This window comes from Nostoc sp. (genome assembly GCF_036917275.1).
Classification (GTDB): domain Bacteria; phylum Cyanobacteriota; class Cyanobacteriia; order Cyanobacteriales; family Nostocaceae; genus Nostoc.
Genome location: NZ_JBALDF010000069.1, coordinates 1 through 24,004, shown reverse-complemented (window position 1 = coordinate 24,004; position 24,004 = coordinate 1). Strand labels below are relative to the sequence as shown.

The window sequence follows — 24,004 nt, the reverse complement described above, 5'->3', positions numbered from 1 at the left end:
CTCTACTCCTTTTTCTCAAGTTAGGAAGTTATTACCTGTTGCAGTTCAACAGTGACATCTTCTTGGGACTGATTGCCATTTATTGTTAAAAGTTTTTGGCGATCGCGGTAATAATCAATTAAGGGTGCAGTTTCAGTGCGGTACACTTCTAACCGACGACGAATCACCTCTTCGGTATCATCTTTTCGTCCTCTAGCTAGCAAACGTGCAATTACAACTTCATCTGGTGCATCTAGATTAACTACCCTTTCGCCACTCTGATATATTGTTTCCAGCAATTCTTCTAGAAAAGCCGCTTGCGTCACTTTGCGAGGAAAACCATCAAGAATCCAACCATTTTTTGCATCTGGTTGGCTGAGGCGCTCCTGTACCAAGTCCTGCACTAGCTGGTCAGGGACTAACTCGCCGCTATTTACATAGTTTTGAGCCTTTATGCCCAAATGAGTCTGCTCTTTCATGGCTTGTCTTAATATTTCACCCGTAGAAACATGGGGAATATTCAAGTGTTCAGCCAAAGTTTGAGCTTGTGTTCCTTTACCAGCTCCAGGCGGTCCCAAGAAGATTAGTCGCGTCACTATTGTTTCACCATTCCTTCATAGCGCTGAGAGATCACGTAAGTTTGGATTTGTCTTGCTGTATCAATCGCCACACCAACTAGAATTAACAAAGAGGTAGCACCCAACCCCTTAAATGTGGGTACTCCTAAAGCTCTTTCCACACCTGTTGGGATAATAGCAACGAGTCCCAAAAAGATCGCCCCCAAAAAAGTGAGTCGGTTTGACACGCGCTCGATATACTCACTAGTTGCTTTGCCGGGACGAATACCAGGAATACTAGAACCCATTTTTTTCAAGTTCTGCGCCACATCTACTGGGTTGAGAATCAACGAAGAATAGAAGTAGCTGAAGAAAATGATAGAAATCATGTAGACCAAGGCATAGACCCAAGAGCCAGAACCGCTTGGACTCAGATAAGTGTTAATTATATTTGCCAATTCGGCATTCTTGGCGAAATTAGCAATCAGCAGTGGCAAACTGAGGATGGCCGCTGCAAAAATAATTGGCATCACACCGCCTTGATTTAGCCGTAAGGGTAAAAAGCTACGTTGTTCTGCCAAAACTCGACGACCTACTTGGCGACGAGCCGAAATAATCGGGATGCGGCGCATTCCTTCCTGCACAACCACAATACCAACAATGGTTGCTAGGAAAACTAAGATCAGTACTATCACGCGACCCACTGTTTCCCGGCCGCCGACTTGCACCAAATCGATAGTATCGCCTAAAGCTTTTGGTAATGACGCGACAATGTTGACAAAAATCAACAATGATGCGCCATTTCCAATACCACGTTCTGTAATTAGTTCTGATGTCCACATTACGAACATGGAACCAGCCGTCAGAGCGATCGCAGTTTCAGCTACAAAGATTGGTCCTGGGCTTAAGGCAAATTGTTGGAGGAATAATGCCGAAAAAGCCACACTTTGAAGAATCGCCCAACATACAGTTACATAGCGGGTAATTTGCGATATTTTCCGCCGACCCGCTTCGCCTTCATTTTTCTGTAAATTTTCTAAAGATGGAATTGCAGCGGTGAGCAATTGGATGATAATGGACGCATTAATGAAGGGTAAAATCCCTAAAGCAAAGACGCCCAAAGTCGAAAGTCCTCGTCCGGAGAATATATCCAATAAACCGAATATGGAATTATTGCTCGATATGGCGTCGTGAAACCGCCCTCTATCAATCCCTGGTACTGGCAAAAAGATGCCCAGGCGAACCAAAATTAAAATACCGACGGTAACAAGCAGCCTACCTCTAAGGCCAGCTGCTTGTGCCATCTGCATAAAAGTTTCTTGAGCCGTTGGGGCTTTATCTCGACTGATCATAGAGTGCTACCTTTATAGTGAACCAGGCGCTGACAGCGAGTTGGCTTGCATTTAAGTGCGCTGTTCCGGCTCACTCATAAGACTTCACAACTCCCACCAGCTGCCTCAATTTTGCTACGAGCTGTACCTGTGAAAGCTGCCGCTTGTACCTTGAGCGGAGTGCTCAATTCCCCGTTACCTAAAATTTTCAATGGTCCCTTGACAGCAGTAAGGATACCTGCTGCTTTCAAGGAGGTCAAAGTTACTTCCGTATTAGCGGGAAGGGAGGCTAGCTTCTCTACATTAATCGTAGTGTAAATTTTCCGATTCACAATCGGAAAGCCCTTCAGTTTCGGTAAGCGGCGGTACAATGGCTGTTGACCACCTTCAAAACCTGGTCGAGTACCACTACCAGAGCGAGATTTTTGACCTCGCATACCTAGGCCAGCACTGGCACCTTGACCGGCAGAAATACCCCTAGCTACACGTTTCTTGCGTTTCTTTGAGCCTTTTTGCGGCTTAACATCGTTGAGTCTCATGATGTAATTAGTACTTGTTTACACAAAAACTCTGTAAGTGCGACTCTACTAAATGTAGAGACTTTCAATAGGAATACCGCGATCTTCGGCGACTTCGGAAAGAGTCCGCAGTGTAGATAAGGCATTGACTGCGGCTCTAGCATTATTGAGCGGATTATTGGAGCCAAGTTGCTTGGCTAAGACGTTACGAACTCCTGCCAATTCCAACACAGTCCGCACAGCACCACCAGCAATTACTCCAGTACCAGGTGAGGCTGGACGCATAATCACTTTTGCACCGCCACCAACACCATCAATGGGATGGGGGATGGAGTTGGATTTGGTGATTGGGATGTCAATGAGGTGTTTTTTACCGTCGGCTACGCCTTTTTTTACGGCACCAATTACATCTGAGGCTTTGCCTACTCCTACACCAACTTGACCGCGTTCGTTACCGACGACAACGATCGCTCGGAAGCTGAGTTTTTTACCACCTTTGACCACCTTACTCACGCGTCGGATTTGGATCACCCGTTCTTGCCAGGTAGTTTCTTCTTTTTTGGCACGCTTTGTTCTACTTTTACGCTCTGTTGCCATAATTTAGTGCTTTGGTGAACGTCATTTGTGAGCCACTCGCTCAGAGGGGTTTCCCCCATGAGTAACTGGCGTTAGCGAAGCGATAGCGACGTAAGAGCGTCACCCGAAGGGTCAGTTGTCATTTGTCCTTTGTCTAATGACTAATGACCAATGACTTTAGAAATCTAAACCAGCCTCGCGTGCTGCATCAGCTAGTGCTTTGACACGACCATGATATAAGTTACCACCGCGATCAAAGACTACTTTAGTGATACCTTTTTCTAGCGATCGCACTGCAATCAACTTACCAACCTGCACCGATGCGTCACGGTTTGCACATGACGCTAAACTAGATTTCAACTCTGGTTCTACAGTCGATGCTGCCACTATGGTTTGATGCTGAGTATCATCAATTACCTGGGCATAAATATGCTCATTTGAACGAAATACCGCTAGACGCGGACGTTCTGGGGAGCCAATAACTTTGCCACGAACGCGTCGATGACGACGGTTTTTTGATTCTCTACGAGTAAGTTTCATTTCTACTTCTTACCACCCTTACCAGTCTTACCAGCTTTCCGTCTGACCACTTCACCGGCATAGCGAATGCCTTTACCTTTGTAAGGTTCTGGTGGACGAACGGCACGAATTTTGGCGGCTGTGTTACCTACGATTTCTTTGTCATAGCCGCTGACAATGACGTTAGTGGTACCTTCTACTGCAAACTGAATTCCATCTGGGGGAACAATTTGCACTTGATGGCTGTAACCCATATTTAAAACTAGGTTACGCCCTTGAAGTTGTGCCCTGTAACCAACACCTTGAATTTCCAAACGGCGTTGAAAACCTTGGGAAACTCCCTCGACCATATTCGCAACTAAAGTACGGCTCAAGCCGTGCAGTTGCTTTGAGGTACGAGTTTCGTCCCGACGATTTACCTGTAATATTTCTCCTTCTTGGGAGACTGAGACATTAGCTGTTAGAGTGCGAGAAAGTTCTCCTTTCGGGCCTTTCACCACAATATTCGTACCATCAATCGCCACTTGGACTTTGGCGGGAATAGTAATTGGACGTTTACCAATACGAGACATAACTTTTGTCCTTTATCCTGTTATGAGTTATGAGTTATCAGTTTTTATAACTAACTCCTCACTCCTAACTCCTCACTTCTGGTGACTACCAAACGTAACAAAGCACTTCGCCACCCAAGTTCTGACGCCGCGCTTCGCGGTCAGTCATAATGCCACTGGATGTAGAAATAATGGCAATGCCAATGCCACCTAGTACCCTTGGCAATTCTTTTCTATTGGAGTAAACACGCAAGCCAGGTTTACTCACTCGCTTTAAAGCGGTGATTAGAGGCTGACGATTCTTCCCCTTGTATTTCAGGGAAATCACCAGATTGTGCTTTACCCCTTCTTCTGCTTCTTCGATTTCAGCAATAAAGCCTTCCTCCCGTAGCACTTTGGCAATGCTCCGGGTCATTTTTGTAGCTGGCACTTGTGTAGTTTGATGCCGCGCCAGGTTGGCATTGCGGATGCGCGTCAGCATATCTGCAATTGTGTCGTTAGCCGCCATCGTTCCCTCTATAGATGAACTTATTGATCGCGAAAGGGCATTCCTAATTCTTTAAGTAAGGCGCGGCCCTCTTCGTCGTTTTTTGCTGTGGTGATGATGGAAATATCCATCCCACGCACTTGATCGATGCTGTCGTACTCGACTTCTGGAAAAATTAGCTGTTCTCTCACACCCAGAGTGTAGTTACCGCGTCCGTCAAAGCTTTTAGGGCTAACGCCGCGAAAATCTCGAATTCTGGGTAATGACAAGCTAACTAGTCGGTCAAAAAAGGCATACATCCGTTCGGCTCTGAGGGTAACCATGATCCCCACAGGCATCCCTTGGCGAATTTTAAAGCCAGCGATCGCCTTTTTCGCCCGCGTCACCACTGGTTTTTGACCAGTGACCAGCGAAATTTCGTTTATGGATGCTTCCAGAGACTTCGCATTTTGAGCTGCTTCACCCAAACCTCGGTTAATAGTAACCTTTACCAACTTCGGTACTTGATGAACATTGGTATATTGAAACTGATTAATCAGTTTGGGGACGATTGTCTCTTGATATAAGCTTTTGAGTCTTGTTGTCGCCATAGTTTTTTGTCCTGATATCCCTGGGCTTGGTCAGGGAACTTTTAATTTTGGATTTTAGATTTTGGATTAAATTTAAAATCTAAAATCTCAAGGAAGGCTAATTCTTATTTATCAAGAAGTTCGCCAGTTTTCTTGAGTTTTCTGACTTTTTTGCCTTCTGAGGTAAAGGTATAACAAACACGACTAGCAACGTTTTGCTTGGTGGAATAAAGCATCACGTTGGAGCTATGAATCGGGAATTCCTGGGTGAGAATCCGCCCTGATTCTCCTTCTTGCTGGGGTTTAACGTGCTTAGTTTTAATATTGACACCTTTGACCACAACTTTACTCAGTTGGGGAAGTGCCTGAATAATTTCACCAACTTTTCCTTTGTCTTTGCCAGCAATCACTTGTACGGTGTCGCCAGTTTTAACGTGCATTTTGTGGAATACTTTGGGCGTACCCTGTTTGGTTGCCATTAAAGCACCTCCGGAGCCAGAGAAACAATTTTGGTAAAGTTTTTATCGCGCAGTTCCCGGGCAACTGGGCCAAAAACTCGTGTGCCTCTTGGGTTTCCATCTTTGTTGATAATCACAGCAGCGTTATCATCAAAGCGAATACTCATGCCGCTGTCACGACTTACGGCTTTACGAGTGCGGACAATTACTGCTTCCACGACATCAGACTTTTTTACAGCCATGTTGGGTGTAGCATCTTTGACAACGGCGATAATTTTATCACCGATAAAACCATAGCGGCGGTTGCCTCCACCTAAGATGCGGATGCACATTAGTTTACGGGCACCGCTATTATCTGCGACATTCAGGTAAGTCTGAGGTTGAATCACAATTATTCTCCCTTGTAATGTTGTTAGTTTCTAACAACGATGAGGTTTAAGTAGGTTTGACGTTCAAAACTTCTGTGATTTTCCAGCGCTTAGTTTTACTCAGGGGTCTAGTTTCCTGAATGCGAACGCGATCGCCTACTTTACACTTATTTTCTTCGTCGTGAACTTTATATCGTTGGGTATTAACCACAATCTTGCCGTACTTGGGGTGAGGAGCGCGGTTTTCTATGGCAACTACCACAGTTTTTTGCATTTTATCGCTCACTACCAAGCCAACTCGTTCTTTAACTGCCATAATCTCCTACTTCTCTTCTTTAGCCGATTGACTTGCTGCCCGTTTGCGTTCTGTCTCTAACGTCAGCAATTGGGCTAGGCGGTGTCGGATTTGTCGGAACTGGTGGGGCTTTTCTAGTTGTCTGGTGGCTTTTTGTAAGCGCAACTGAAATAGTTGTCTTTTGATCGCGACAATTTCCTCAGAGAGTTTCTCGTCACTTAATTCTCTAGCTTCTGAAATCTTGGGAAGAGGCATAAGCTAATCCTGCTCCTGTGGTTGAGAGCGCACAATAAACTTAGTTTTTATGGGTAGTTTAAATGAAGCCAAACGCATAGCTTCACGGGCGATTTCTTCAGAAACCCCACCGATTTCAAACAAAATTCGCCCTGGCTTGACTACAGCTACCCAAAACTCTGGCGAACCTTTACCGGAACCCATCCGGGTTTCAGCAGGACGCATGGTTACAGGTTTATCAGGGAAAATCCGAATCCAGATTTGTCCGCCCCGACGAATATAACGGGTCATTGCTCGACGAGAAGCCTCGATTTGCCGGGAGGTAATCCAAGCAGGCTCTTGCGCTTGCAGTGCAAAATCACCGAAGTTGAGGGTGCTGCCACGGGTGGCTAGTCCCTCCATCCGTCCGCGCTGTTGTTTGCGGAATTTAGTTCTTCTAGGGCTTAACATGATTGGCTACTGGGTACTAGGTACTGGGGATTAGGGATTGGGAATTAGGGATTGGGGATTGAGAATTCTTACCCAGTCCCCAGTCCCCATTCCCCAGTCCCCGTTTACCCTTCATTTGAGCGGTCTTCAAATTGCTGACGACGACGTTGTTGTTGACGACGACGGGGTTCACGCTCACGATCGCGGGGATCGCGTTCACGCTCGCGGCTTGCAGGTGGTAGGGGGGTTTCTTCCTGTCCAGGAATGATTTCTCCCTTAAACACCCATACTTTGATACCCAAAATACCGTAAACAGTTTTTGCCGTGCAATAAGAGTAGTCAATGTCAGCCCGTAAGGTATGTAAAGGGACTCTACCTTCACGAGTCCACTCTGTCCGGGCAATTTCTGCACCGTTGAGCCGACCACTGACTTGGATTTTAATCCCTTGCACACCAGCGCGTTGGGCCCGCTGAATCGATTGTCGCACTACCCGGCGAAAGGAAACCCGGCGTTCCAATTGTTGAGCAATGTATTCAGCAATTAGATAGGCATCAGCATCAACTCGTTGGACTTCAACTACGTTAATCCGAATTTGGCGATTACTACCCAACAGTCCTTGGAGTCCGGTACGCAAGGATTCGATGCCTTGCCCACCACGGCCCACTACTACGCCTGGTCTAGCTGTGCGTACTTCTAAGTCGATTTGGTCAGCTTTGCGCTCAATCCGCACCTCAGAAATGCCGGCGTTATTTTGAGCAAGTCTACCCAGCTTTTGTTCTATGTATTGACGGAGTTTGTGGTCTTCTTGTAAAAGTTCTGGATAGCGATCAGGAACAGCAAACCAACGGGATTGATGTTCATGTGTAATACCCAGGCGAAAACCAACTGGATGAATCTTCTGTCCCACGAATGCTTCCTCTAAGATTTCTTACTTTACGCAATTTATTCGTGTAAGCGTGCTTATTTTTCTGGGGCAGCTGCAACAGCTACAGTAATATGACACGTCGGCTTACGAATTTGGTAAGCTCGACCTTGCGCCCTTGGTTGGAACCGCTTTAGCGGTGGGCCTTGATCGGCGTATGCTTGAGTAATTACTAGTTGAGTCCGATCTAAGCCGGCGTTGTGTTCGGCATTGGCAGCAGCGCTTCTGAGAACTTTTAATATGGGTTCAGTGGCGCGATAGGGCATGAATTCCAGGATGATTAACGCTTCTCGGTACGATCGCCCCCGGATTTGATCGAGTACCCGACGCACTTTGTAGGCCGAGATGCGGATAAAACGAGCGATCGCCTTTACTTCAGTAGTATCATTAGCCATAATTTTCTCCAATTTTGTCATTTGTCATTGATCATTCGTCACTTGTCTTTAGCTAATGACTAATGACTTCACGACTAATAACTACCTACCTGCTTTTTTGTCACTTTTTCCATGACCCCTGTAGGTGCGTGTCGGGGCAAATTCACCCAATTTGTGTCCCACCATCTGTTCATTTACAAAAACTGGAACGTGTTGGCGTCCGTTGTGAACAGCTATGGTATGACCTACCATTAGAGGCAAAATTGTTGAAGCTCGTGACCAAGTTTTAATAACTTCTTTTCTGTTGTTGTCGTTGAGCTTTTCAATTTTCTTTAGGAGATGATCCGCAACAAAAGGACCTTTTTTTAGAGAACGACCCATAATTTAATTTTGGATTTTGGATTTTGGATTTTGGATTTAGAATTTCTGATTTTGGATGATTAGGTATCTCACTGGGGTAGAAAATTTGAGAATTTTAATTAAGTAGACCCCAATCTAAAATCTAAAATCCAAAATCTAAAATTCTATGATTCACGACCACCGCGACCACGTTTGGAAGACTTACGGCGACGGCGCACAATCAATTTGCTGCTAAGTTTCTTGCGATTACGTGTCTTCGCGCCCAATGTGGGTTTACCCCAAGGTGTAACAGGTCCCGATCTACCGATGGGCGCCCTACCTTCACCACCGCCGTGTGGGTGATCTACGGGGTTCATGACGCTACCTCTAACCTTAGGACGGCGACCTTTCCAGCGATTTCGTCCTGCTTTACCTGCACTCAGGTTTCTAGCATCGGTGTTGCCTACTTGCCCAATGGTGGCGTAACACTCGCGTCGAATCAAGCGGACTTCTCCTGAAGGTAACTTGAGAGTTACATAATTACCTTCTTTTGCCACAACTTGAGCGATCGCACCAGCAGCCCGGACGATTTGACCACCTTTACCAGGAGTCAGTTCTACGTTGTGAACACCAGTACCTAAGGGAATCTTCGAGAGCGGTAAAGCATTACCATCTTCAAAGGGAGCCTCAGGCCCAGCAATAATTATTGTTCCAACTTTCAACCCGTTGGGGTGGAGGATGTACCGTTTTTCGCCGTCTTGGTAATACAAAAGGGCAATTCGGGCATTGCGGTTAGGATCGTATTCAATCGCTGCGACTTTGGCAGGAATATTATGTTTATCCCTTTTAAAATCGATGATCCGGTAAAGTTGTTTGTGTCCGCCACCCCGGCGACGACTAGTAATTCGCCCGTGATTATTCCGACCTTTAGCGCGATGCTTCGAGGTAGTTAGGGATTTCTCTGGCTCGGTTTTTGTAATTTCCGCAAAGTCAGAGATTGTAACTTGGCGAGTGCTGGGGGTATAAGGGCGGTAAGAACGAGTACCCATAATCTATTTTTGATTTTGGATTTTGGATTTTGGATTTACTTAATTTTGGATTTCAGATTTTTGATTTAATGAGTGTTTAAATAATTACGACCATCTTTGGTAATTATTGAGTAAACTTCTCAATCTAAAATCTAAAATCTAAAATTTAAAACTCCTAGACTTCTGGGAATAGGACTTGTCTAATCTTGTCTTCATCCCCAGGTGCAACGGTAACAATGGCTCGCTTATATTGGGGCTTATAACCAATAAATTTACCAACGCGCCGCTTTTTACGGGGTGGTAAGATGGTGTTGACTTTTACAACCTTGACCTGAAACAAGTCTTCGATCGCTGCCTTAATTTCTGGCTTAGATGCCTTTGGAATTACTTCAAAGGTGTACTTATTCTGCTCCATTAGGATGGTCGCTTTCTCGGTAACAATTGGGCGACGCACTAAGTCGGCAAGGTCGCGGGGGTCAAAGCTAGGCACTGTAGACCTCCTGAATTTTTTCTAGGGCTGATGCCGTAACTACAATCTTGTCAGCGTGCAGTAAATCAAAAACATTTAGCTGGTCGGCTGCGATTAGTTTTAAATTTTCAATATTGCGGGCTGACAAATAAACGTTATCTGTATCCGCAATCTCAGACAAAATTAACAGGGACTTGTTTTCTAATGACACTCCCCAACGGGTAAGCGCTGCCACTAAGTCTTTAGTCTTCGGGCGAGAGAACTCGCTGCTAAATTCTTCTACTACTATCAAGTCGTCATTGCGGCTTACAAATGCTGTCCGTAGTGCTAAACGTCGCTCTTTACGGTTCAATTTGAGGTCAAAGTCTCTGGGCTTGGGTCCAAATATCACACCACCACCACGCCACAGTGGTGAACGAATAGACCCTGCACGAGCGCGACCAGTACCTTTTTGTCGCCAAGGTTTACGACCGCCGCCTCTGACTTCCGAACGAGTTTTTGTACTGGCATTTCCTTGACGAGCATTGGTCAATTGCCGTACTAAAGCGCGGTGCACGATATGAGATGCTGTTTCTTCCTTGGCAACGCGTAACTCGAAGGTCGTCTCACCGACCTGTTCTCCTTGCCAATTTTTAACTACGCTTTCAACCATCTTTGTTATTTGTCCTTTGTCATTGGTGAGCCACTGCGGTCTTCTCCCAAAGGGAGACGCCAAGGGCGATAGCGAAGCGGTAGCGAGTCATTGAGCGTCTGGGATCTCCCCAAGTGAAGCACGTGGCGTCATCTGTCATTTTTCTTTTGCCATTTGTCTTTAGCCAATGACTTTTGACTAATGACCCTTTGGGTTCGCCAGTTACTCATGGGGGAAATCCCCAAGACCGCACTGGCTCACTTTTGACTAATGACTTTTAACTATCCCACTATTTTTGCAGGCACAATACTTACTAGAGCGCCCGGTTTTCCAGGAATGGCTCCCTTAATTAGCAATAAATTGCGTTCTGCATCAACTCGCACTATGGTCAGCTTGCGGATTGTGATGCGTTTCCCACCTAAACGCCCTGCCATCCGCTTACCTGGATAAACACGACCTGGTGTTGTACCAGCACCAATAGAACCAGGCGCTCTATGGTTTTTGGAACCGTGTGACATGGGTCCTCGACCAAAGTTGTTGCGCTTCTGGTTACCCGCAAAGCCGCGACCGATGCTTGTGCCGGCTACATCGACAATTTGACCCGCACTAAAAATATCTGCTTTAATCTGTTGGCCTAAAGCATAATCACTAGAACTATCGGTGTGATATTCATTTAGGTGACGCAATGCTGGAGCAGATGATTTAGCCAAATGACCCAGTAGTGGCCTGTTTAGTGCCTTTGGTTTAACTTCGCCATAACCAACTTGAATGGCAAAATAACCATCGGTTTGCTTCGTTTTAACTTGTGTAACAGTGCATGGCCCTGCTTGAATGACAGTCACAGGAATAGCTACTCCTGCTTCGTCAAATATTTGGGTCATGCCCAGCTTGGTGCCGAGAATACCTACAGACACAGTAACTGGTTCTCCTTTCTAGTTGCTGACCTTGGAATTGGACTTTAGAGGACACGCTTTGTACGCATCAGTTTAGGCTGGGTTAGCCTACGAAATTTAGAATGGCTTAAATAAACCGTTCCAAATGCTTTGGGACACAACAAACCGTGTCCGTACTGCTTGGTGAATCTGTTTAGCTTCACTCAATAGATCACCAGAACAGCCACAAGTCCCTTCCTGTTGGGAAGGAATAACTTCTGGAATCAATGCAAGGCGCTACAGCTTTAAACTGTGTGCAGCAATGCTTTCGTCCAAGCAATTGCTCTGGCACTTTCTGGAGGCAGCGCTGTCGGCGGGTTTTCCGATTTATACACGCCCAAAGGGCGGCTTCCCGGAGGTAGGCTACTGCCGTGTTGCAGTTGGACTTAAGCGTTTTTTACCGCCCAGTATCCGTTAACTGAGACTGACGTAATGCCATAAAACCAATATTGCTGCTCAGTTTTTACTTCCCTAAACACCTTAAACTATTGCTTAAGATTTTGCCTGCTTATTCACAGGCATAGAAGTAAATTTACCCTAGAGCTTAGGATTGGCTTTGGTTCTTCGCCCATAAGCTCCAATGTTGACCTGAAAGCTTTCTTAGTTTACCAGTCTATTGATCAATCTAAGTTAGTTTTATCCTGTTTGGATTGAGTTATCAGCTTTTTATGCTAACACTACCTCAGATTGACAGTAAAAAGGCAGCCTAATTTGCGTGCTTGGTCACAATCTAATAATATAAATTATTTATTTATGTTTGTCTAGTAATTTATAGAGTTATTTTTGGAGAGTAGGGAGCAGGGGAGAAGAGTTTTCCCCAATGCTCATAGAAAATGCTTTAACTTAATCTATCAATTCAGGGTAAATAATAGAGATATCTGAGTGGGATAAGACGAAAATCTATGGCACTAATTACCACCGGCAACGGTTTAATCCGCGATCTGGAAAAATTTGGCGCTCTTGGAGTGTATGTACCTCTGGAAGGGGGTTATGAAGGTCGATATCAGCGCCGACTACGCGCAGCTGGCTATACTACTCTCCACATTACTGCTAAAGGACTAGGGGACGTAGCTGCGTATCTGACAAGAATTCATGGAGTCAGACCTCCTCATCTTGGTAAAAAAAGCACTGGTAGCGGTGCAGCAGTAGGTCAGGTGTACTATTTGCCACCAATTCTCAATTCTCATCTAGAACAGCTACCACCAAAGTCAAAGGGGCTGGTGTTGTGGATTATTGAAGGGCATATTCTTTCCAATGAGGAACTTGAGTATTTAACGAATTTGCCTCAGCTAGAACCACGAGTAAGAGTAATCATTGAGAGAGGTGGCGATCGCGCCTTCCGTTGGACTTCTCTAGAAAAAACTCTGTTAGCTAGTTAACACTTACAAAAGTTAGGAGTTAAAAGTTAGGAGTTAAAAATTTAAAACTCCTAACAGACGCGATTAATCGCGTCTCTCCTAACTCATAATTCTCTCAGCATTTCAATAATGCTGAGTCGAAAACCACAAGATGAAAATAACCGCCGTGCAGCCTCGTTAACAACTGCTGTATCTAAACGAATTTGCTTGACGCCCATCTGATGAAAGCGTTCAATACTTAGCATCACCATTTGCCGCGCAATTCCGTTTTGGCGATATTCCGGCTCAACCCAGATATCATGAATAAAAGCAAATTCCTGTAACCGATAAATTGGTATTTCTCGCTCAATTGTCGCCACCAGAAAAGCTACAAGTTGCGCTTCATCTTCAGATACTAGAAAGACGCTGCGCTCGTTATTTGCCAAACGCGTCAACCATTGTTCATAACGCTGTTCTGGATTCGGCAGAAAACCATATTTGGCAGAATCCCAAGACTCATGCAAAGCACAAATTTTGGCAACCATTGGTAAAATTGCAGGTACGTCAGCTGTTGTGGCGGGGCGGATCAGCATAAGTTATGGAATTTGTTGCAGAAAAGCCACAGGCAATTACAGTCAAGAATAGGCATACTGAAAGAGGGAGAAAACTTTAGACCACTCCCTGCCAAATCGGCGTGAAGGTGATTAAGCAACAATGAGACGTAAACCCACTGGTAAATCGGCTACTACTTCTAAACCCTCTATTTTCCAATCTCCAATGTTTAACCTCTTCACCATCGCAATTATGGGAGGGGTGTTGATTTTGGGAATTGGGATTGGCATTGCCTTTAGTTCTACAACCACGTTGGCCCCATCAAATGTGGCTTCCCGTGAATTCATTGATCTCAAAGCACCAAACCCGGAAATTTGTGTGCAGTACGGAGCTAGCGCTATGGTAATGGACACTAGACTGTTCGTCACTCTCAACCCCTTCAATGTCTATGTTTCTCAGCCGAGTATGCGTCCTGGATGTGTAATCCGACAAAATGACTGGGCGCTTTTAGAGCAACGTAAGCTGGTGACATCTGATCAGGTAAATGAGTGCAAAAATCGCCTGAATACCTTTGGCTTTACAGGTAACTTGGACAGTGACAAACCTGATATTAGGTGCATATATCAAAATGAAGCTGCTCAAAACTTCTTCACGGCTCAACCAGGAGCAGTTGGAACACCTCAGCAAACGGACAGATTTTAGATTTGGGAATGGGCCAAACAGGGCATTGGGGAAAACTCTTCTCCCCTGTTCTCCAGTCCCTATCGGGTTTTAGGAAGAGGTTGACCAAACTCTATCACTTGGGGATTGGGAACATTGGGGATTGTTGGAACTGGAAATTCCGACATACCAGAAGGAGGAATGTTATTCAAATTATCGGGTTGATTTGGGAAAGACGGAGGGGGAAGAATCAAAGCAGGTTGTTGAGAGGATGTATTAGGGCTTAGAGGAGGTACGGTTACAAGAGGCTGTCCTGAGTTAATAGTAATTGTTGGGGGCAGTTGATTGGATGGAGGTGGAACTGTGAGTAAGGGTAGTTGTTGGTTAGTAGTAGTTACGGGTAAGTTACTAGGCGGCTTTTGAGGGGTTTGAGGTAGTTTCTTGGGTGAAGGTGCGGAGTTTCCTGGTTTCACGGCAGTAGTTTTACCATAAATAACCGGACGTAATACCCAGCGAGTGGAGTTTTTTCGGGAAACGGGTTGCAGTTGTACCTGTTTGGGATTAAAAACAGTCCCTGGTGCTAAATCTAAGACAATGCGTGTGTCTTTAGCGTTCAGTTGAGAAACGCGAATACTTTTGATTGCTCCAGAATAATTTTGTTGGGTGGTAACTTTGCCTAACTTAGTATTCGGTAAATCTACAACAAGGCGAGAGGGTTGGGCTAAGTAGAAATAACGGGGGGTTGTGCCTGCTGAGAGAGTGATTTCGAGTTGCTGTGTCTTGGGGGAAAAACGCCAATTATCTAGCTTTACCACTGGTGTAGCAGCAGTAGTACAAGTTTCGAGGGCGATCGCTGCACAAAAGCCGAATAGACTGATGCTAAATAGCTGCTTGCGCCATTGGCAAAATTGCCTAGTTTTTAGTCCCTGATCCATTCTTTTTATCTGCTCCATAAAACCCATAGAATGCGCTCACATTGCTGTTTACTTCGCGCCTTAAATCCCCACTCCCCAATTCATAACTTCTGAGATTTTTCCTCAGCTTTTTGGGGCACAGCGGTAAATCTCAGGGTTTGTGGGATGCTATTTACGGTTAATTGACCTGTCATATTACCTTTATCCACAAGTTGCATTTGAATTGTGACTGAGTTTAGAGGATCATTTTGGGGGCGAGGAATATTACAAAGGATTGATCTACCAACTTTTCCATATAAATTTAACTGTTGATTTCTGAAGATGCCTGCCAGAGAGTGCTTTTCGTCAGTATCGGCGTTAACGTTTGCCGGTAATACAGAGGCATTTAAGTAAATACCCGACTGTTGAATGTTTAACGTCAGGGTATCCGATTTTTCACAGTTCGGCAAATTCTCTGACAGGGTTAGACGATACCGGCCGTTAACTACAGGAGGAGCCTTAAGATTGTTTTCCCCATAAACGGTTACAGTTTTAAACAACAGTAGGACTGAAATTATTGCTACTCCGTAAAAAGCCAAAGATTTGAACTTGAAATGATTCATAATTTCAACTCCTCAATGTTTGCTCTTGACTACTAACCTCAGGAAGCATAGAGGCAAGGTGAGCGGTAACTTGACTGTAGCGGCGGGTAATCAGCAGGGAGGAACGACATTGGATGGCTAGTTGATCTGTATATCTTCCCAAGGTTTGACGCTCGATACCCCAAGCGCGGCTGGTGCCAGCAATAGTTAAGTCAACAGCTTCTGAGGCTTGAATTACGGCTTGGATTGGTTCTGCGGCTTCGATAATTTTGATTTCAATGCGATCGCGTACACTGGTGGGCAATTGCTCCATCATCGTGTGCAGTTCGTAACTCAATTCTTCCTTGGTATTATTTGTTACTATCTGTAATATCTGCAACATACAATCACGATTTATTAGCAATCTCAGAGCTAGTATTAGCGCTAAATCATCATGGATATTGGCAGAATAAGGTACCAATAAACTTTCTAATCGCTCTTTGCCTTTATCTATAAACACTGCTACATCCACTGGTGCAGTGGTAAGCATTTGTCCGACTCGTCCACCTAAACGATTGCTACTAAAAGCTGGTCGATGCCAGCCCACGAGAATTAAATCAACTTGTTCTAATGTGGCAATCTGTGCCGTTTCGCGGGCAACATTGCTGGATATGCGAACGATAGGATGCACACAAGAGCGAGTTTCTGGCGGTTCGAGAGTATTAATCAATTCTTCTAGTTGGTGGCGGCGCTGGGCGATTAATCGGTCTGCTTCAACTGGGGTACTTTCAAAGGCATAGTCTTCTTGAAATTCAATCAGGCTGAGGGGGTTAACAACGGCAGGATATCGGTAATTGAGAGCGATACCTACGGCGGGCTGCGCCAATGCTACTGCCAACTGTACTAAACCTTTTTGGGTACTTGGATTAGCCACTGGCACCAAAATTCGGTAAGGACGAGGGGAAGTTTCACCTCCAGCAGAGGTGTCTATACCTGTTTCTGCTTCCGCCTCGCGTTCCACAACATCTAACCTGATCAGCTTCTTCGGATATGTCCATTCCAGCAGTGGCGAGGTCATGAATGTAGTTACCAATGCCATAATTACCAGCATGGTAAATATTAAGGGAGAAATTACCCCTAACTCTAGACCAATGTTTAGTACTATCAGTTCGGTCAAGCCGCGAGTATTCATTAACCAACCGAGTGCCGAGGCTTCCCGTTTACTAATGCCACTGACACGGGCCGCTACATAAGTGCCAACATATTTGCCTGCGATCGCCACTCCTAAAACCAACGCACACAAAAGCCACAATTCTGGACGGTTGAGCAAGCCAATCTGCGTCTTTAAGCCACTGTAAGCAAAAAATATTGGCAGCAAAAATATTAATACAAAATCTTCGGTTTTTACTGCCAATTCCCGCACTAAATCTTCATTTTTGGGCATTGCTGCTCCCAGTAAAAATGCCCCAAAAATTAAGTGAATGCCAATTAGTTCGGTGATCAGTGCCGACGCAACCACGCCCATATAAATCCCAGCTAGCAGCAATTGGCTGAGGCGTCCCGCACGGAGGTAGTGTTTGGCAAGGCCTTTGAGAAACCAACGTCCCACCGTCAACATCAAGCCGATGTAGACTATGCTGGCGATAATTGTCGGTATAGCACCAGCAAAGTCACCAGTTCTAGCTACAGCGATCGCTACTGCCAAGAGACACCAAGCTGTCACATCATCCACCGCAGCACAAGTTAACGCCAATGTTCCTAAACGCGTTCCTTGTAAATTCTTTTCAGTAATGATTCGCGCCAACACTGGAAAGGCAGTAATCGACATTGCTGCCCCCAAAAATAAAGTGAAGGCGGTGAAAGATACACTTGCGTTGGAAACTAGGGGATAAAGGATTACCGCTAGCAATGTTCCTAAGGAAAACGGTACTAAAATGCTTACATGAGAAGTTAAAACAGCTACTTCTAACTGTCCACTGAGGTATTTGGGATTTAGTTCTAACCCAATCAGAAACATGAAAAATATTAGTCCCACCTGAGACAAAACATTTAGAAAAGGAATAGTTTCTGGTGGAAACAAGGTAACTGCTAAATGAGGAGCAACTAAACCAAATAAAGATGGCCCGAGCATAATCCCGGCGACAATCTCACCAATTACCAGCGGTTGCTTAATGGAACGGAATCCTAGCCCTACTAGCCGTGAAAGTCCAATAACAATCAGCACCTCAACCAGAACAAGAATAACTATGTGCATGGTTTCCTCAAAAGTAACTATCTGGTTTCTCTAAGATGATTCTTTAAAAGACTGGAAAATGTCAAGCTTGTTAGATACACCTCAATACAATTCAGTTAAGTATTTATTTCTCTTTGTGTCCTACCATGTGGGAAGCCACTTCATGTCTATGCGTTCTTCTGGTGCGTCTGCTACCTGAATGCAGGTTGTTCAAACAATTGATTTTGAGAAAGAGTTTGAGCCTTAACCCTTGCGTATTATACACGCAAGGGTAATTTGTGCTTCTTTCTCATGTCAATTGTTATTACGATGCAGTTGCAATCGTGAAACATAAACTCTAATAATTTTATTAGCTCAATCTAAAATAACTGTTTTTAATTTGATGAGATACAGGAGGCAGGACATTACTTTGGTTTTCAAAGTTGTATCAACTGCCATGTTGTTCTTAGAAACCCACACAACTGTACGTCAATACAAGATATTGCATTCAAACTAAAACCGCTATATATGATTTTTTATGATTTTTTAATTTGCGATTTATAACCTTTTTCATCTATTTCAACCGCAATCTGCTGTAGTGACTCACATCTGTGCGTCACTACCATACGGTTTAATTATCTGAAAATACTGTAATTTTTGATTAAATTATTTACGATGATTTGAGATGTTACAACCATTCTCCACCCCGGAAACGCCAACGAGGAAAGATAATTCGCATCAGGCTTTGGGAAGTAATAAAAACTCCTAGCCACACGATGCTATAGTGCAATAAAAAAGCTCCTGGCGATAGTTCTTCCTTGGGTAAAGGTATTGGTAAAAAACCAAACAATTTAACTCCACAGAAAACAAACACCAATTCCCATATACCAGCTAAGAGTTGATAAGCTGCGGGCCAATCCCTATCCCAGCGAGATTTTTGCAGATAGTTATAAAGCGCATCCCAGCCTAAGCCAAAGATGGCGACATAACCAAGTATCCAAAAATAAACCGAGTTAGCACCAGGGCCAATCCAACCCATTGCAAATAGCAAAGATACAAGCCCGCCGACAGTTGCAACTAATAATAATCGAGTTTGCCAGCGACCAAATAAAGTTGGTGTCATAGGAGTTAGAAGAGACGCGATTAATCGCGTCTGTAATTAATAAGAGAGAAGTTAAAGTTTTTATAGATAGATTTTCAAATGGATGTTATTTAAAATTTAGCAAGATTGTGGTGCTTTTTGCGAGGATGGCAAATATAAGAATATCGGCTTGCCCAAAGCACCAACACATCTATATTATTAGGATGGTTTAAGGTGATAATCAAATTGAGAAGGGTAAGCTGCATTGGCAAAGCCCGCTGAATGTATCGCATCCCAATTAATCACATCTTCTAACAAAGCTTGATAACCTAGTGTATTGGGATGAAGACCATCTTCACTCAAGCGTTTGAGCCGCCAACTTTCGCCGCGTTGCATCCATTGCTCAAAAATGTCCAAATAGGGAATCTGCCGTTTCGTGCAAGCAATCCGAGTTGCTTGTTTGTAGCGATACTGGTCGGCATGATTATAGTGAAAACAATCTAAAAATGGCATCTTGGCTTCATCCACTGGCACCATGCCCACGAATAACACAGGACATAGTTGCTGTGCTAAATCTAGCAGAAAAGCAATTTCTTTTTCAAACAATGTAAAATCTGTGTAACTTCGGCCATCGGGACGCGCCAACCGGGCTGAGTCATTCACGCCTACTGATAAAATAATCAAGTCGGGGACACGATTTCGCAGTTCACCCCGGTGGCGGAACTCAACTTCTAGCCTTTGGGCTACTTGTTGCGTGCGATCGCCTCTTACCCCTAAATTATAAAGAATATGACCGGCACTATCCGGCAACATCCACCATCGCCGTAGTTGCTCTATCCAGCCTCCTTTTTCCGGGTCGCCGAATCCATAGATTAAGCTGTCCCCCAGTGCGACAATCTTCATTGGCTGAAAGTGATTTGGTGGTAAAGACCGCTGCATTGAGGAAGAAGCTAGAAATGTGTGCATTTAAAAACTATATTTTATATCTTTACAAGATTCTATACATTTCTATACCATAGATGGCTATCTTTAGTGTCCAAGCATATATCGGGTTTCTACTTGTTGATATGGTTCCAAAGTTAATATAGCGCTTCTCGGTTGAGTTCAATACAGACCTAACCCCCAGCCCCTTTACTACAAGGAAAGGGGGGTAAGATTCAAAGCCTCTCTCCTTTTAGGAGAGAGGTTTGGAGAGAGGTCAAAGTGTATTGCATACAAACGAGAAGCGTTATATTGCCGCAGTTGAGCCTCTGAGGGTGGACGTTGAGCCTCTGAGGGTGAACGTTGAGCTTCTGAAGGTGAAGGTTAAGCCTCTGAAGGTGAAGGTTGAGCTTCTGAGGGTGAAGGTTGAGCTTCTGAGGGTGAAGGTTGAGCTTCTGAGGGTGAAGGTTGAGCTTCTGAGGGTGAACGTTGAGCTTCTGAGGGTGAACGTTGCACCTTTTATGCTGAAACTTGCGGTTTAAAAGCTCAAGTTTGGGGTTTGGTAGTGGAAACGTCTATGCGATGTCTACGACGGGCGTAGCTGCGGCACCATGTTTCATTTTATTTTAGGTATAAGTGAGCGCTCATACTGCGCTAAATAAGTCTGAGAATCGAACCGCAGAGGCGCAGAGAACACTGAGGAAGAGAGAAGAGAGAGCGTTAGCGCAGCTTATCGTACTCTTACTCTTAAGCAAGCTACGCGTAACGTTCCACTGACGCAGCCTCTCGTAGAGAAGGAAAGATATCGCTATTATATAACTGTGTATTTGCTTAATTTTGGCATCTCTCGTTAGGATAAGTTACAGGTGTAAAAGTTATATCTACTGCTAGCGAAGATGAATATTGATCTTGTAGTTAATGCACTTAAAAGTATTGCTAAACCTGCGGCTTCTCTAGTTATTAATCAAGCTCAACGTAATGAAACTGTAGTCAGAACCTTAAAACAATACGATTTTGACCCAGTACAACCACCCAAAGATGTTGATGGGGTTTATGTTTACTCTTTAATTGAGTATGGCGTGGGTAAGCCGGAAGCAATTCTGAATCTTTTTCGAGAAAGAGAGATTAAAAAGGCTTTTTGGAGTGCTTATACTTCTAATAATCCCTTGGGTTTCTACAAGCAAGTAGAAAAGTTTTTGCAGGGGAATGATTTAGCTTATGATATCCGATTATTGAGGATTGAGTTGCACTCTGAGTTAGAAGAATTTGGCGAAATATTTATTAAGGTTGCCAAAAAAAGCAAATCCAAAGAGTTTGAACCTTTCCCTGATTGGAATTTAGACGAGTATCCAGCAGAATTTAAGTCATTAATTAGAGAAAAAATCCGCTCTTTTTGCGGTCGTAAGTTTGTTTTCGATAAATTTAAACAATTTTGCGACAAAAATCGCAGTGGTTACTTCACAGTGGTGGGTGATGCAGGGATGGGGAAGAGTACTATTGCTGCAAAATATGTCTGGGACAATAAATCACCATGCTATTTTAATATTCGCTCTGATGGTCGCAATCGAGCGGAGCTATTTCTTGAAAGTATTCGCAAACAATTAATTAAGCGTTACCAGTTGCAGAATGCCGAGAAGGCTAATTTAGCTGATTTACTAGAACAGGTTAGCAAACAACTGACTGCTGGCGATCGTCTTGTAATTGTAGTTGATGCTTTGGATGAAGTAGAACAAGAAGCAGGGGGAAATCTTTTAGATTTACCGCCGTCACTTCCTGAATATGTCTATTTTCTGCTGACTAGACGACCCTATACTATAGATAAAAAACGCTTATCTGCACCAGATGTTCCGGTAGAGGAGCTAGATTTAAGGGGAAGTCAGTATGTTAATTTGAGTCGTGAAGATATCAAAGAGTATATTCGCTTCTTTTTAAATGATGATAAAGACTATAAAAATGCACTTAGACAATGGATTCAAGACCGCAATATTTCTGATAACGATTTTGTTGAGCAGGTAGCAACTAAAAGTGAAAATAATTTCATGTACCTGCGTTATATTTTGCCAGGAATTGCTAAAGGTGACTATAAAGACCTGAATTTAAAGCAATTACCCGATGGTTTACAAGATTATTATCAAGTTCATTGGCAGCGCATGGGGATGGAAGAAAAATCCCAAGAATTAAAAGTATTTATCCTGTTTATTTTAGTGGAGATTGGTACACCAATTCCCTATGAGATGATAGCAGATATTGCTGAACAGGATGAATTGGATGTGCAATCAGTTTTAAAGGAGTGGGTTGAATATTTGAAGCCGCAGGATATAAAGGGAGAACTCTGCTACAGCATCTATCACGCTAGTTTTTTAGACTTCTTGAAAGCAAAACGGGTTCTGGATTCTAAACGAAAGCTATTTCAAGAGGTTAATCAACGCATTGCGGACTACCTTGTAAGGAAGATGGCGTAATATGGGAGAATTTGTTGACAAGTTCGCGGCAGAAAGTCCCGCTTTTCAACGTGCTTACTTGGGTAGTTTAGCGCCTAGCTTGGTGAAGTCGGGAAAGTTAGAGAAATATTACCAAATCCTGACTGATTTTGATTTTTTGGTGGCAAAGATTAATCATTCTGAGTTTGGCGTACAGCCACTAATTGAAGATTATGATTTGATTAATGATACAGATACATTAAATTACCCAGAATATAACTCTGAGAAAGTCAAAAGTCTGAAATTGATTCAAGATGCATTAAGACTATCAGCGCATATATTAGCAGTGGATAAAGGGCAATTAGCGAGTCAATTGCACGGACGGTTACTAAATCAGAAAATGGCTAAGGAGATTCAGGCATTATTGGCAAAAATAAAGCAAAGCACAACTATCCCTTGGCTGTGTCCCTTAACGCCAAGCTTAACGCCACCAGGGGGACGCTTGCTCCGCACCCTCAATGGTCATAGTCACTGGGTAAATGCCGTCGCCGTCACCCCCAATGGGCAACAGGTGATTTCTGCCTCCGATGACAACACCCTCAAAGTCTGGAATCTAGCAACAGGGGAGGAACTATTCACCCTCAATGGTCATAGTTCCTATGTAAATGCCGTCGCCGTCACCCCCAATGGGCAACAGGTGATTTCTGCATCCGCTGACAACACCCTGAAAGTCTGGAATCTGGCAACAGAGGAGGAACAATTCACCCTCAATGGTCATAGTTCCTATGTAAATGCCGTCGCCGTCACCCCCAATGGGCAACAGGTGATTTCTGCATCCGCTGACAAGACCCTGAAAGTCTGGAATCTGGCAACAGGGGAGGAACTATTCACTCTCAATGGTCATAGTTCCTATGTAAATGCCGTCGCCGTCACCCCCAATGGGCAACAGGTGATTTCTGCCTCCCTTGACAACACCCTGAAAGTCTGGAATCTGGAAACAGGGGAGGAACAATTCACCCTCAATGGTCATAGTTCCTATGTAAAAGCCGTCGCCGTCACCTCCAATGGTCAACAGGTGATTTCTGGTTCAGATGACAACACCCTCAAAGTCTGGAATCTGGCAACAGGGAAAGAACAATTCACTCTCAATGGTCATAGTATCCCGGTAAGAGCAGTCGCCGTTACCCCCGATGGGCAACGGGTGATTTCTGGTTCAGTTGACGACACCCTCAAAGTCTGGAATCTGGCAACAGGGGAGGAACTATTCACCCTCAATGGTCATAGTCACTCGGTAAGTGCAGTCGCCGTTACCCCCGATGGGCAACGGGTGATTTCTGGTTCATGGGACAACACCCTCAAAGTCTGGAATCTGGAAACTGGGGCGGAACTATTCACCCTGACTGGTCATAGTCACTCGGTAAGTGCAGTCGTCGTTACCCCTGATGGGCAATGGGTGATTTCTGGTTCAGGGGACAACACCCTCAAAGTCTGGAATCTGGAAACTAGGGCGGAACTATTCACCCTCACTGGTCATAGCGACTGGGTAAGTGCAGTCGCCATTACCCCCGATGGGCAACGGGTGATTTCTGGTTCAGGGGATAAGACCCTCAAAGTCTGGAATCTGGCAACAGGGGAGGAACTATTTACCCTCAATGGTCATAGCGACTGGGTAAGAGCAGTCGCCGTTACCCCCGATGGGCAACGGGTGATTTCTGGTTCAGGGGATAAGACCCTCAAAGTCTGGAATCTGGCAACAGGGGAGGAACTATTTACCCTCAAT

At 44.4% G+C, this 24,004-nt stretch carries 31 protein-coding genes; 5 read left to right on the top strand and 26 right to left on the bottom strand.

Annotation, left to right across the window (positions count from 1 at the left end; genetic code table 11):
- Positions 1–20: 20 nt before the first annotated feature.
- The 20 genes from V7K35_RS26805 to rplC form a co-directional block, all read right to left on the bottom strand.
- Positions 21–575: an adenylate kinase gene (locus V7K35_RS26805; protein WP_335083202.1), complete on the bottom strand. Its 555-nt coding sequence runs from the start codon at positions 573–575 to the stop codon at positions 21–23.
- Positions 575–1,888 carry a preprotein translocase subunit SecY gene (gene secY, locus V7K35_RS26800; RefSeq protein ID WP_334793708.1) on the bottom strand — a complete coding sequence of 438 codons (1,314 nt, stop codon included), beginning with the start codon at positions 1,886–1,888 and terminating at the stop codon, positions 575–577. The genes V7K35_RS26805 and secY overlap by 1 nt, the downstream gene beginning before the upstream one ends.
- A gap of 74 nt (positions 1,889–1,962) precedes the next feature.
- A complete protein-coding gene (gene rplO, locus V7K35_RS26795; protein WP_273765821.1) occupies positions 1,963–2,406 on the bottom strand; it encodes a 50S ribosomal protein L15 in 444 nt (147 codons plus the stop codon).
- A gap of 48 nt (positions 2,407–2,454) precedes the next feature.
- A complete protein-coding gene (gene rpsE, locus V7K35_RS26790) occupies positions 2,455–2,982 on the bottom strand; it encodes a 30S ribosomal protein S5 (protein WP_273765822.1) in 528 nt (175 codons plus the stop codon).
- Positions 2,983–3,138: 156 nt separating this feature from the next.
- A complete protein-coding gene (gene rplR, locus V7K35_RS26785) occupies positions 3,139–3,501 on the bottom strand; it encodes a 50S ribosomal protein L18 (protein ID WP_196518364.1) in 363 nt (120 codons plus the stop codon).
- Positions 3,502–3,503: 2 nt separating this feature from the next.
- Positions 3,504–4,052: a 50S ribosomal protein L6 gene (rplF, locus tag V7K35_RS26780; protein ID WP_273765825.1), complete on the bottom strand. Its 549-nt coding sequence runs from the start codon at positions 4,050–4,052 to the stop codon at positions 3,504–3,506.
- Positions 4,053–4,137: 85 nt separating this feature from the next.
- A complete protein-coding gene (gene rpsH, locus V7K35_RS26775) occupies positions 4,138–4,539 on the bottom strand; it encodes a 30S ribosomal protein S8 (protein WP_012410712.1) in 402 nt (133 codons plus the stop codon).
- Between the two features lie 20 nt (positions 4,540–4,559).
- Positions 4,560–5,108, bottom strand: coding sequence for a 50S ribosomal protein L5 (gene rplE / locus V7K35_RS26770; protein WP_298905683.1), 549 nt, complete (start codon positions 5,106–5,108; stop codon positions 4,560–4,562).
- Positions 5,109–5,212: 104 nt separating this feature from the next.
- On the bottom strand, positions 5,213–5,566 hold the full coding sequence (gene rplX / locus V7K35_RS26765) for a 50S ribosomal protein L24 (RefSeq protein WP_335083200.1): 354 nt from the start codon (positions 5,564–5,566) through the stop codon (positions 5,213–5,215).
- On the bottom strand, positions 5,566–5,934 hold the full coding sequence (rplN, locus tag V7K35_RS26760; RefSeq protein ID WP_069070772.1) for a 50S ribosomal protein L14: 369 nt from the start codon (positions 5,932–5,934) through the stop codon (positions 5,566–5,568). Before rplN ends, rplX begins: the two co-directional genes overlap by 1 nt.
- Before the next feature lie 46 nt (positions 5,935–5,980).
- Positions 5,981–6,229, bottom strand: a complete 249-nt coding sequence (rpsQ, locus tag V7K35_RS26755; protein WP_100901244.1) for a 30S ribosomal protein S17 — start codon at positions 6,227–6,229, stop codon at positions 5,981–5,983.
- 6 nt (positions 6,230–6,235) lie between these two features.
- Positions 6,236–6,463: a 50S ribosomal protein L29 gene (gene rpmC / locus V7K35_RS26750; RefSeq protein WP_273765838.1), complete on the bottom strand. Its 228-nt coding sequence runs from the start codon at positions 6,461–6,463 to the stop codon at positions 6,236–6,238.
- Between the two features lie 3 nt (positions 6,464–6,466).
- Positions 6,467–6,892, bottom strand: a complete 426-nt coding sequence (rplP, locus tag V7K35_RS26745) for a 50S ribosomal protein L16 (protein WP_334723660.1) — start codon at positions 6,890–6,892, stop codon at positions 6,467–6,469.
- A 104-nt stretch (positions 6,893–6,996) separates the two neighbouring features.
- Positions 6,997–7,779: a 30S ribosomal protein S3 gene (rpsC, locus tag V7K35_RS26740; RefSeq protein WP_335083198.1), complete on the bottom strand. Its 783-nt coding sequence runs from the start codon at positions 7,777–7,779 to the stop codon at positions 6,997–6,999.
- Between the two features lie 53 nt (positions 7,780–7,832).
- Positions 7,833–8,189, bottom strand: coding sequence for a 50S ribosomal protein L22 (gene rplV / locus V7K35_RS26735; protein WP_196518347.1), 357 nt, complete (start codon positions 8,187–8,189; stop codon positions 7,833–7,835).
- A gap of 81 nt (positions 8,190–8,270) precedes the next feature.
- The gene (rpsS, locus tag V7K35_RS26730; protein ID WP_012410721.1) at positions 8,271–8,549 is read right to left on the bottom strand and encodes a 30S ribosomal protein S19; all 279 of its coding nucleotides are present in this window, start codon (positions 8,547–8,549) and stop codon (positions 8,271–8,273) included.
- Positions 8,550–8,692: 143 nt separating this feature from the next.
- Positions 8,693–9,556 carry a 50S ribosomal protein L2 gene (gene rplB, locus V7K35_RS26725; protein ID WP_273765845.1) on the bottom strand — a complete coding sequence of 288 codons (864 nt, stop codon included), beginning with the start codon at positions 9,554–9,556 and terminating at the stop codon, positions 8,693–8,695.
- A 154-nt stretch (positions 9,557–9,710) separates the two neighbouring features.
- Entirely contained in the window at positions 9,711–10,025 is a 315-nt protein-coding gene (locus V7K35_RS26720; protein ID WP_094349089.1) for a 50S ribosomal protein L23, read from the bottom strand.
- Entirely contained in the window at positions 10,018–10,656 is a 639-nt protein-coding gene (gene rplD, locus V7K35_RS26715) for a 50S ribosomal protein L4 (RefSeq protein WP_334793711.1), read from the bottom strand. The genes V7K35_RS26720 and rplD overlap by 8 nt, the downstream gene beginning before the upstream one ends.
- 260 nt (positions 10,657–10,916) lie before the next feature.
- The gene (gene rplC / locus V7K35_RS26710; RefSeq protein ID WP_273765848.1) at positions 10,917–11,549 is read right to left on the bottom strand and encodes a 50S ribosomal protein L3; all 633 of its coding nucleotides are present in this window, start codon (positions 11,547–11,549) and stop codon (positions 10,917–10,919) included.
- 920 nt (positions 11,550–12,469) lie between these two features.
- Here rplC and V7K35_RS26705 point away from each other — a divergent pair.
- Positions 12,470–12,946: an NAD(P)H-quinone oxidoreductase subunit N gene (locus V7K35_RS26705; protein ID WP_298905717.1), complete on the top strand. Its 477-nt coding sequence runs from the start codon at positions 12,470–12,472 to the stop codon at positions 12,944–12,946.
- Between the two features lie 83 nt (positions 12,947–13,029).
- On the opposite strand, the gene V7K35_RS26700 is transcribed toward V7K35_RS26705, so the two are convergent.
- A complete protein-coding gene (locus tag V7K35_RS26700; protein WP_335083196.1) occupies positions 13,030–13,497 on the bottom strand; it encodes a GNAT family N-acetyltransferase in 468 nt (155 codons plus the stop codon).
- Positions 13,498–13,618: 121 nt separating this feature from the next.
- Between V7K35_RS26700 and V7K35_RS26695 the strand changes: the two genes are divergently transcribed.
- Complete coding sequence (locus V7K35_RS26695) at positions 13,619–14,158, top strand: DUF3172 domain-containing protein (RefSeq protein WP_335083194.1); 540 nt, start codon at positions 13,619–13,621, stop codon at positions 14,156–14,158.
- Positions 14,159–14,217: 59 nt separating this feature from the next.
- Here the strand turns inward: V7K35_RS26695 and V7K35_RS26690 are convergent, their stop codons facing one another.
- The 5 genes from V7K35_RS26690 to V7K35_RS26670 form a co-directional block, all read right to left on the bottom strand.
- A complete protein-coding gene (locus V7K35_RS26690; protein WP_335083192.1) occupies positions 14,218–15,051 on the bottom strand; it encodes an AMIN domain-containing protein in 834 nt (277 codons plus the stop codon).
- An 80-nt stretch (positions 15,052–15,131) separates the two neighbouring features.
- Complete coding sequence (locus V7K35_RS26685) at positions 15,132–15,632, bottom strand: hypothetical protein (protein ID WP_335083190.1); 501 nt, start codon at positions 15,630–15,632, stop codon at positions 15,132–15,134.
- Between the two features lie 4 nt (positions 15,633–15,636).
- A complete protein-coding gene (locus tag V7K35_RS26680) occupies positions 15,637–17,844 on the bottom strand; it encodes a cation:proton antiporter (protein WP_335083188.1) in 2,208 nt (735 codons plus the stop codon).
- 646 nt (positions 17,845–18,490) lie between these two features.
- Positions 18,491–18,925: a hypothetical protein gene (locus tag V7K35_RS26675; protein ID WP_335083186.1), complete on the bottom strand. Its 435-nt coding sequence runs from the start codon at positions 18,923–18,925 to the stop codon at positions 18,491–18,493.
- 177 nt (positions 18,926–19,102) lie between these two features.
- Positions 19,103–19,849 carry a GDSL-type esterase/lipase family protein gene (locus V7K35_RS26670; RefSeq protein ID WP_335083184.1) on the bottom strand — a complete coding sequence of 249 codons (747 nt, stop codon included), beginning with the start codon at positions 19,847–19,849 and terminating at the stop codon, positions 19,103–19,105.
- 221 nt (positions 19,850–20,070) lie between these two features.
- Here V7K35_RS26670 and V7K35_RS26665 point away from each other — a divergent pair, with 221 nt between their 5' ends.
- The 3 genes from V7K35_RS26665 to V7K35_RS26655 all read left to right on the top strand — a co-directional run.
- Positions 20,071–20,346, top strand: a complete 276-nt coding sequence (locus tag V7K35_RS26665) for a hypothetical protein (RefSeq protein WP_335083182.1) — start codon at positions 20,071–20,073, stop codon at positions 20,344–20,346.
- Between the two features lie 354 nt (positions 20,347–20,700).
- A complete protein-coding gene (locus V7K35_RS26660) occupies positions 20,701–22,266 on the top strand; it encodes an AAA family ATPase (RefSeq protein WP_335083180.1) in 1,566 nt (521 codons plus the stop codon).
- A gap of 1 nt (position 22,267) precedes the next feature.
- Positions 22,268–24,004, top strand: a 1,737-nt coding sequence (locus V7K35_RS26655; RefSeq protein WP_335083178.1) for a WD40 repeat domain-containing protein, incomplete at its 3' end; no start/stop codon positions are given.

Bases quoted from the DNA above. Each gene is read 5' to 3' on its own strand.
- rplR (WP_196518364.1), bottom strand. From the start codon at position 3,501: ATGAAACTTACTCGTAGAGAATCAAAAAACCGTCGTCATCGACGCGTT.
- V7K35_RS26700 (WP_335083196.1), bottom strand. From the start codon at position 13,497: ATGCTGATCCGCCCCGCCACAACAGCTGACGTACCTGCAATTTTACCA.
- rpsE (WP_273765822.1), bottom strand. From the start codon at position 2,982: ATGGCAACAGAGCGTAAAAGTAGAACAAAGCGTGCCAAAAAAGAAGAA.
- V7K35_RS26675 (WP_335083186.1), bottom strand. From the start codon at position 18,925: ATGACACCAACTTTATTTGGTCGCTGGCAAACTCGATTATTATTAGTT.
- V7K35_RS26690 (WP_335083192.1), bottom strand. From the start codon at position 15,051: ATGGATCAGGGACTAAAAACTAGGCAATTTTGCCAATGGCGCAAGCAG.
- rplO (WP_273765821.1), bottom strand. From the start codon at position 2,406: ATGAGACTCAACGATGTTAAGCCGCAAAAAGGCTCAAAGAAACGCAAG.
- rplB (WP_273765845.1), bottom strand. From the start codon at position 9,556: ATGGGTACTCGTTCTTACCGCCCTTATACCCCCAGCACTCGCCAAGTT.
- secY (WP_334793708.1), bottom strand. From the start codon at position 1,888: ATGATCAGTCGAGATAAAGCCCCAACGGCTCAAGAAACTTTTATGCAG.
- V7K35_RS26680 (WP_335083188.1), bottom strand. From the start codon at position 17,844: ATGCACATAGTTATTCTTGTTCTGGTTGAGGTGCTGATTGTTATTGGA.
- rplP (WP_334723660.1), bottom strand. From the start codon at position 6,892: ATGTTAAGCCCTAGAAGAACTAAATTCCGCAAACAACAGCGCGGACGG.
- rpmC (WP_273765838.1), bottom strand. From the start codon at position 6,463: ATGCCTCTTCCCAAGATTTCAGAAGCTAGAGAATTAAGTGACGAGAAA.
- rplV (WP_196518347.1), bottom strand. From the start codon at position 8,189: ATGGCTAATGATACTACTGAAGTAAAGGCGATCGCTCGTTTTATCCGC.
- rpsH (WP_012410712.1), bottom strand. From the start codon at position 4,539: ATGGCGGCTAACGACACAATTGCAGATATGCTGACGCGCATCCGCAAT.
- V7K35_RS26670 (WP_335083184.1), bottom strand. From the start codon at position 19,849: ATGCACACATTTCTAGCTTCTTCCTCAATGCAGCGGTCTTTACCACCA.
- rpsS (WP_012410721.1), bottom strand. From the start codon at position 8,549: ATGGGTCGTTCTCTAAAAAAAGGTCCTTTTGTTGCGGATCATCTCCTA.
- rplF (WP_273765825.1), bottom strand. From the start codon at position 4,052: ATGTCTCGTATTGGTAAACGTCCAATTACTATTCCCGCCAAAGTCCAA.
- V7K35_RS26660 (WP_335083180.1), top strand. From the start codon at position 20,701: ATGAATATTGATCTTGTAGTTAATGCACTTAAAAGTATTGCTAAACCT.
- V7K35_RS26705 (WP_298905717.1), top strand. From the start codon at position 12,470: ATGGCACTAATTACCACCGGCAACGGTTTAATCCGCGATCTGGAAAAA.
- V7K35_RS26695 (WP_335083194.1), top strand. From the start codon at position 13,619: ATGAGACGTAAACCCACTGGTAAATCGGCTACTACTTCTAAACCCTCT.
- V7K35_RS26685 (WP_335083190.1), bottom strand. From the start codon at position 15,632: ATGAATCATTTCAAGTTCAAATCTTTGGCTTTTTACGGAGTAGCAATA.
- rplE (WP_298905683.1), bottom strand. From the start codon at position 5,108: ATGGCGACAACAAGACTCAAAAGCTTATATCAAGAGACAATCGTCCCC.
- rplD (WP_334793711.1), bottom strand. From the start codon at position 10,656: ATGGTTGAAAGCGTAGTTAAAAATTGGCAAGGAGAACAGGTCGGTGAG.
- rpsQ (WP_100901244.1), bottom strand. From the start codon at position 6,229: ATGGCAGTTAAAGAACGAGTTGGCTTGGTAGTGAGCGATAAAATGCAA.
- rplX (WP_335083200.1), bottom strand. From the start codon at position 5,566: ATGGCAACCAAACAGGGTACGCCCAAAGTATTCCACAAAATGCACGTT.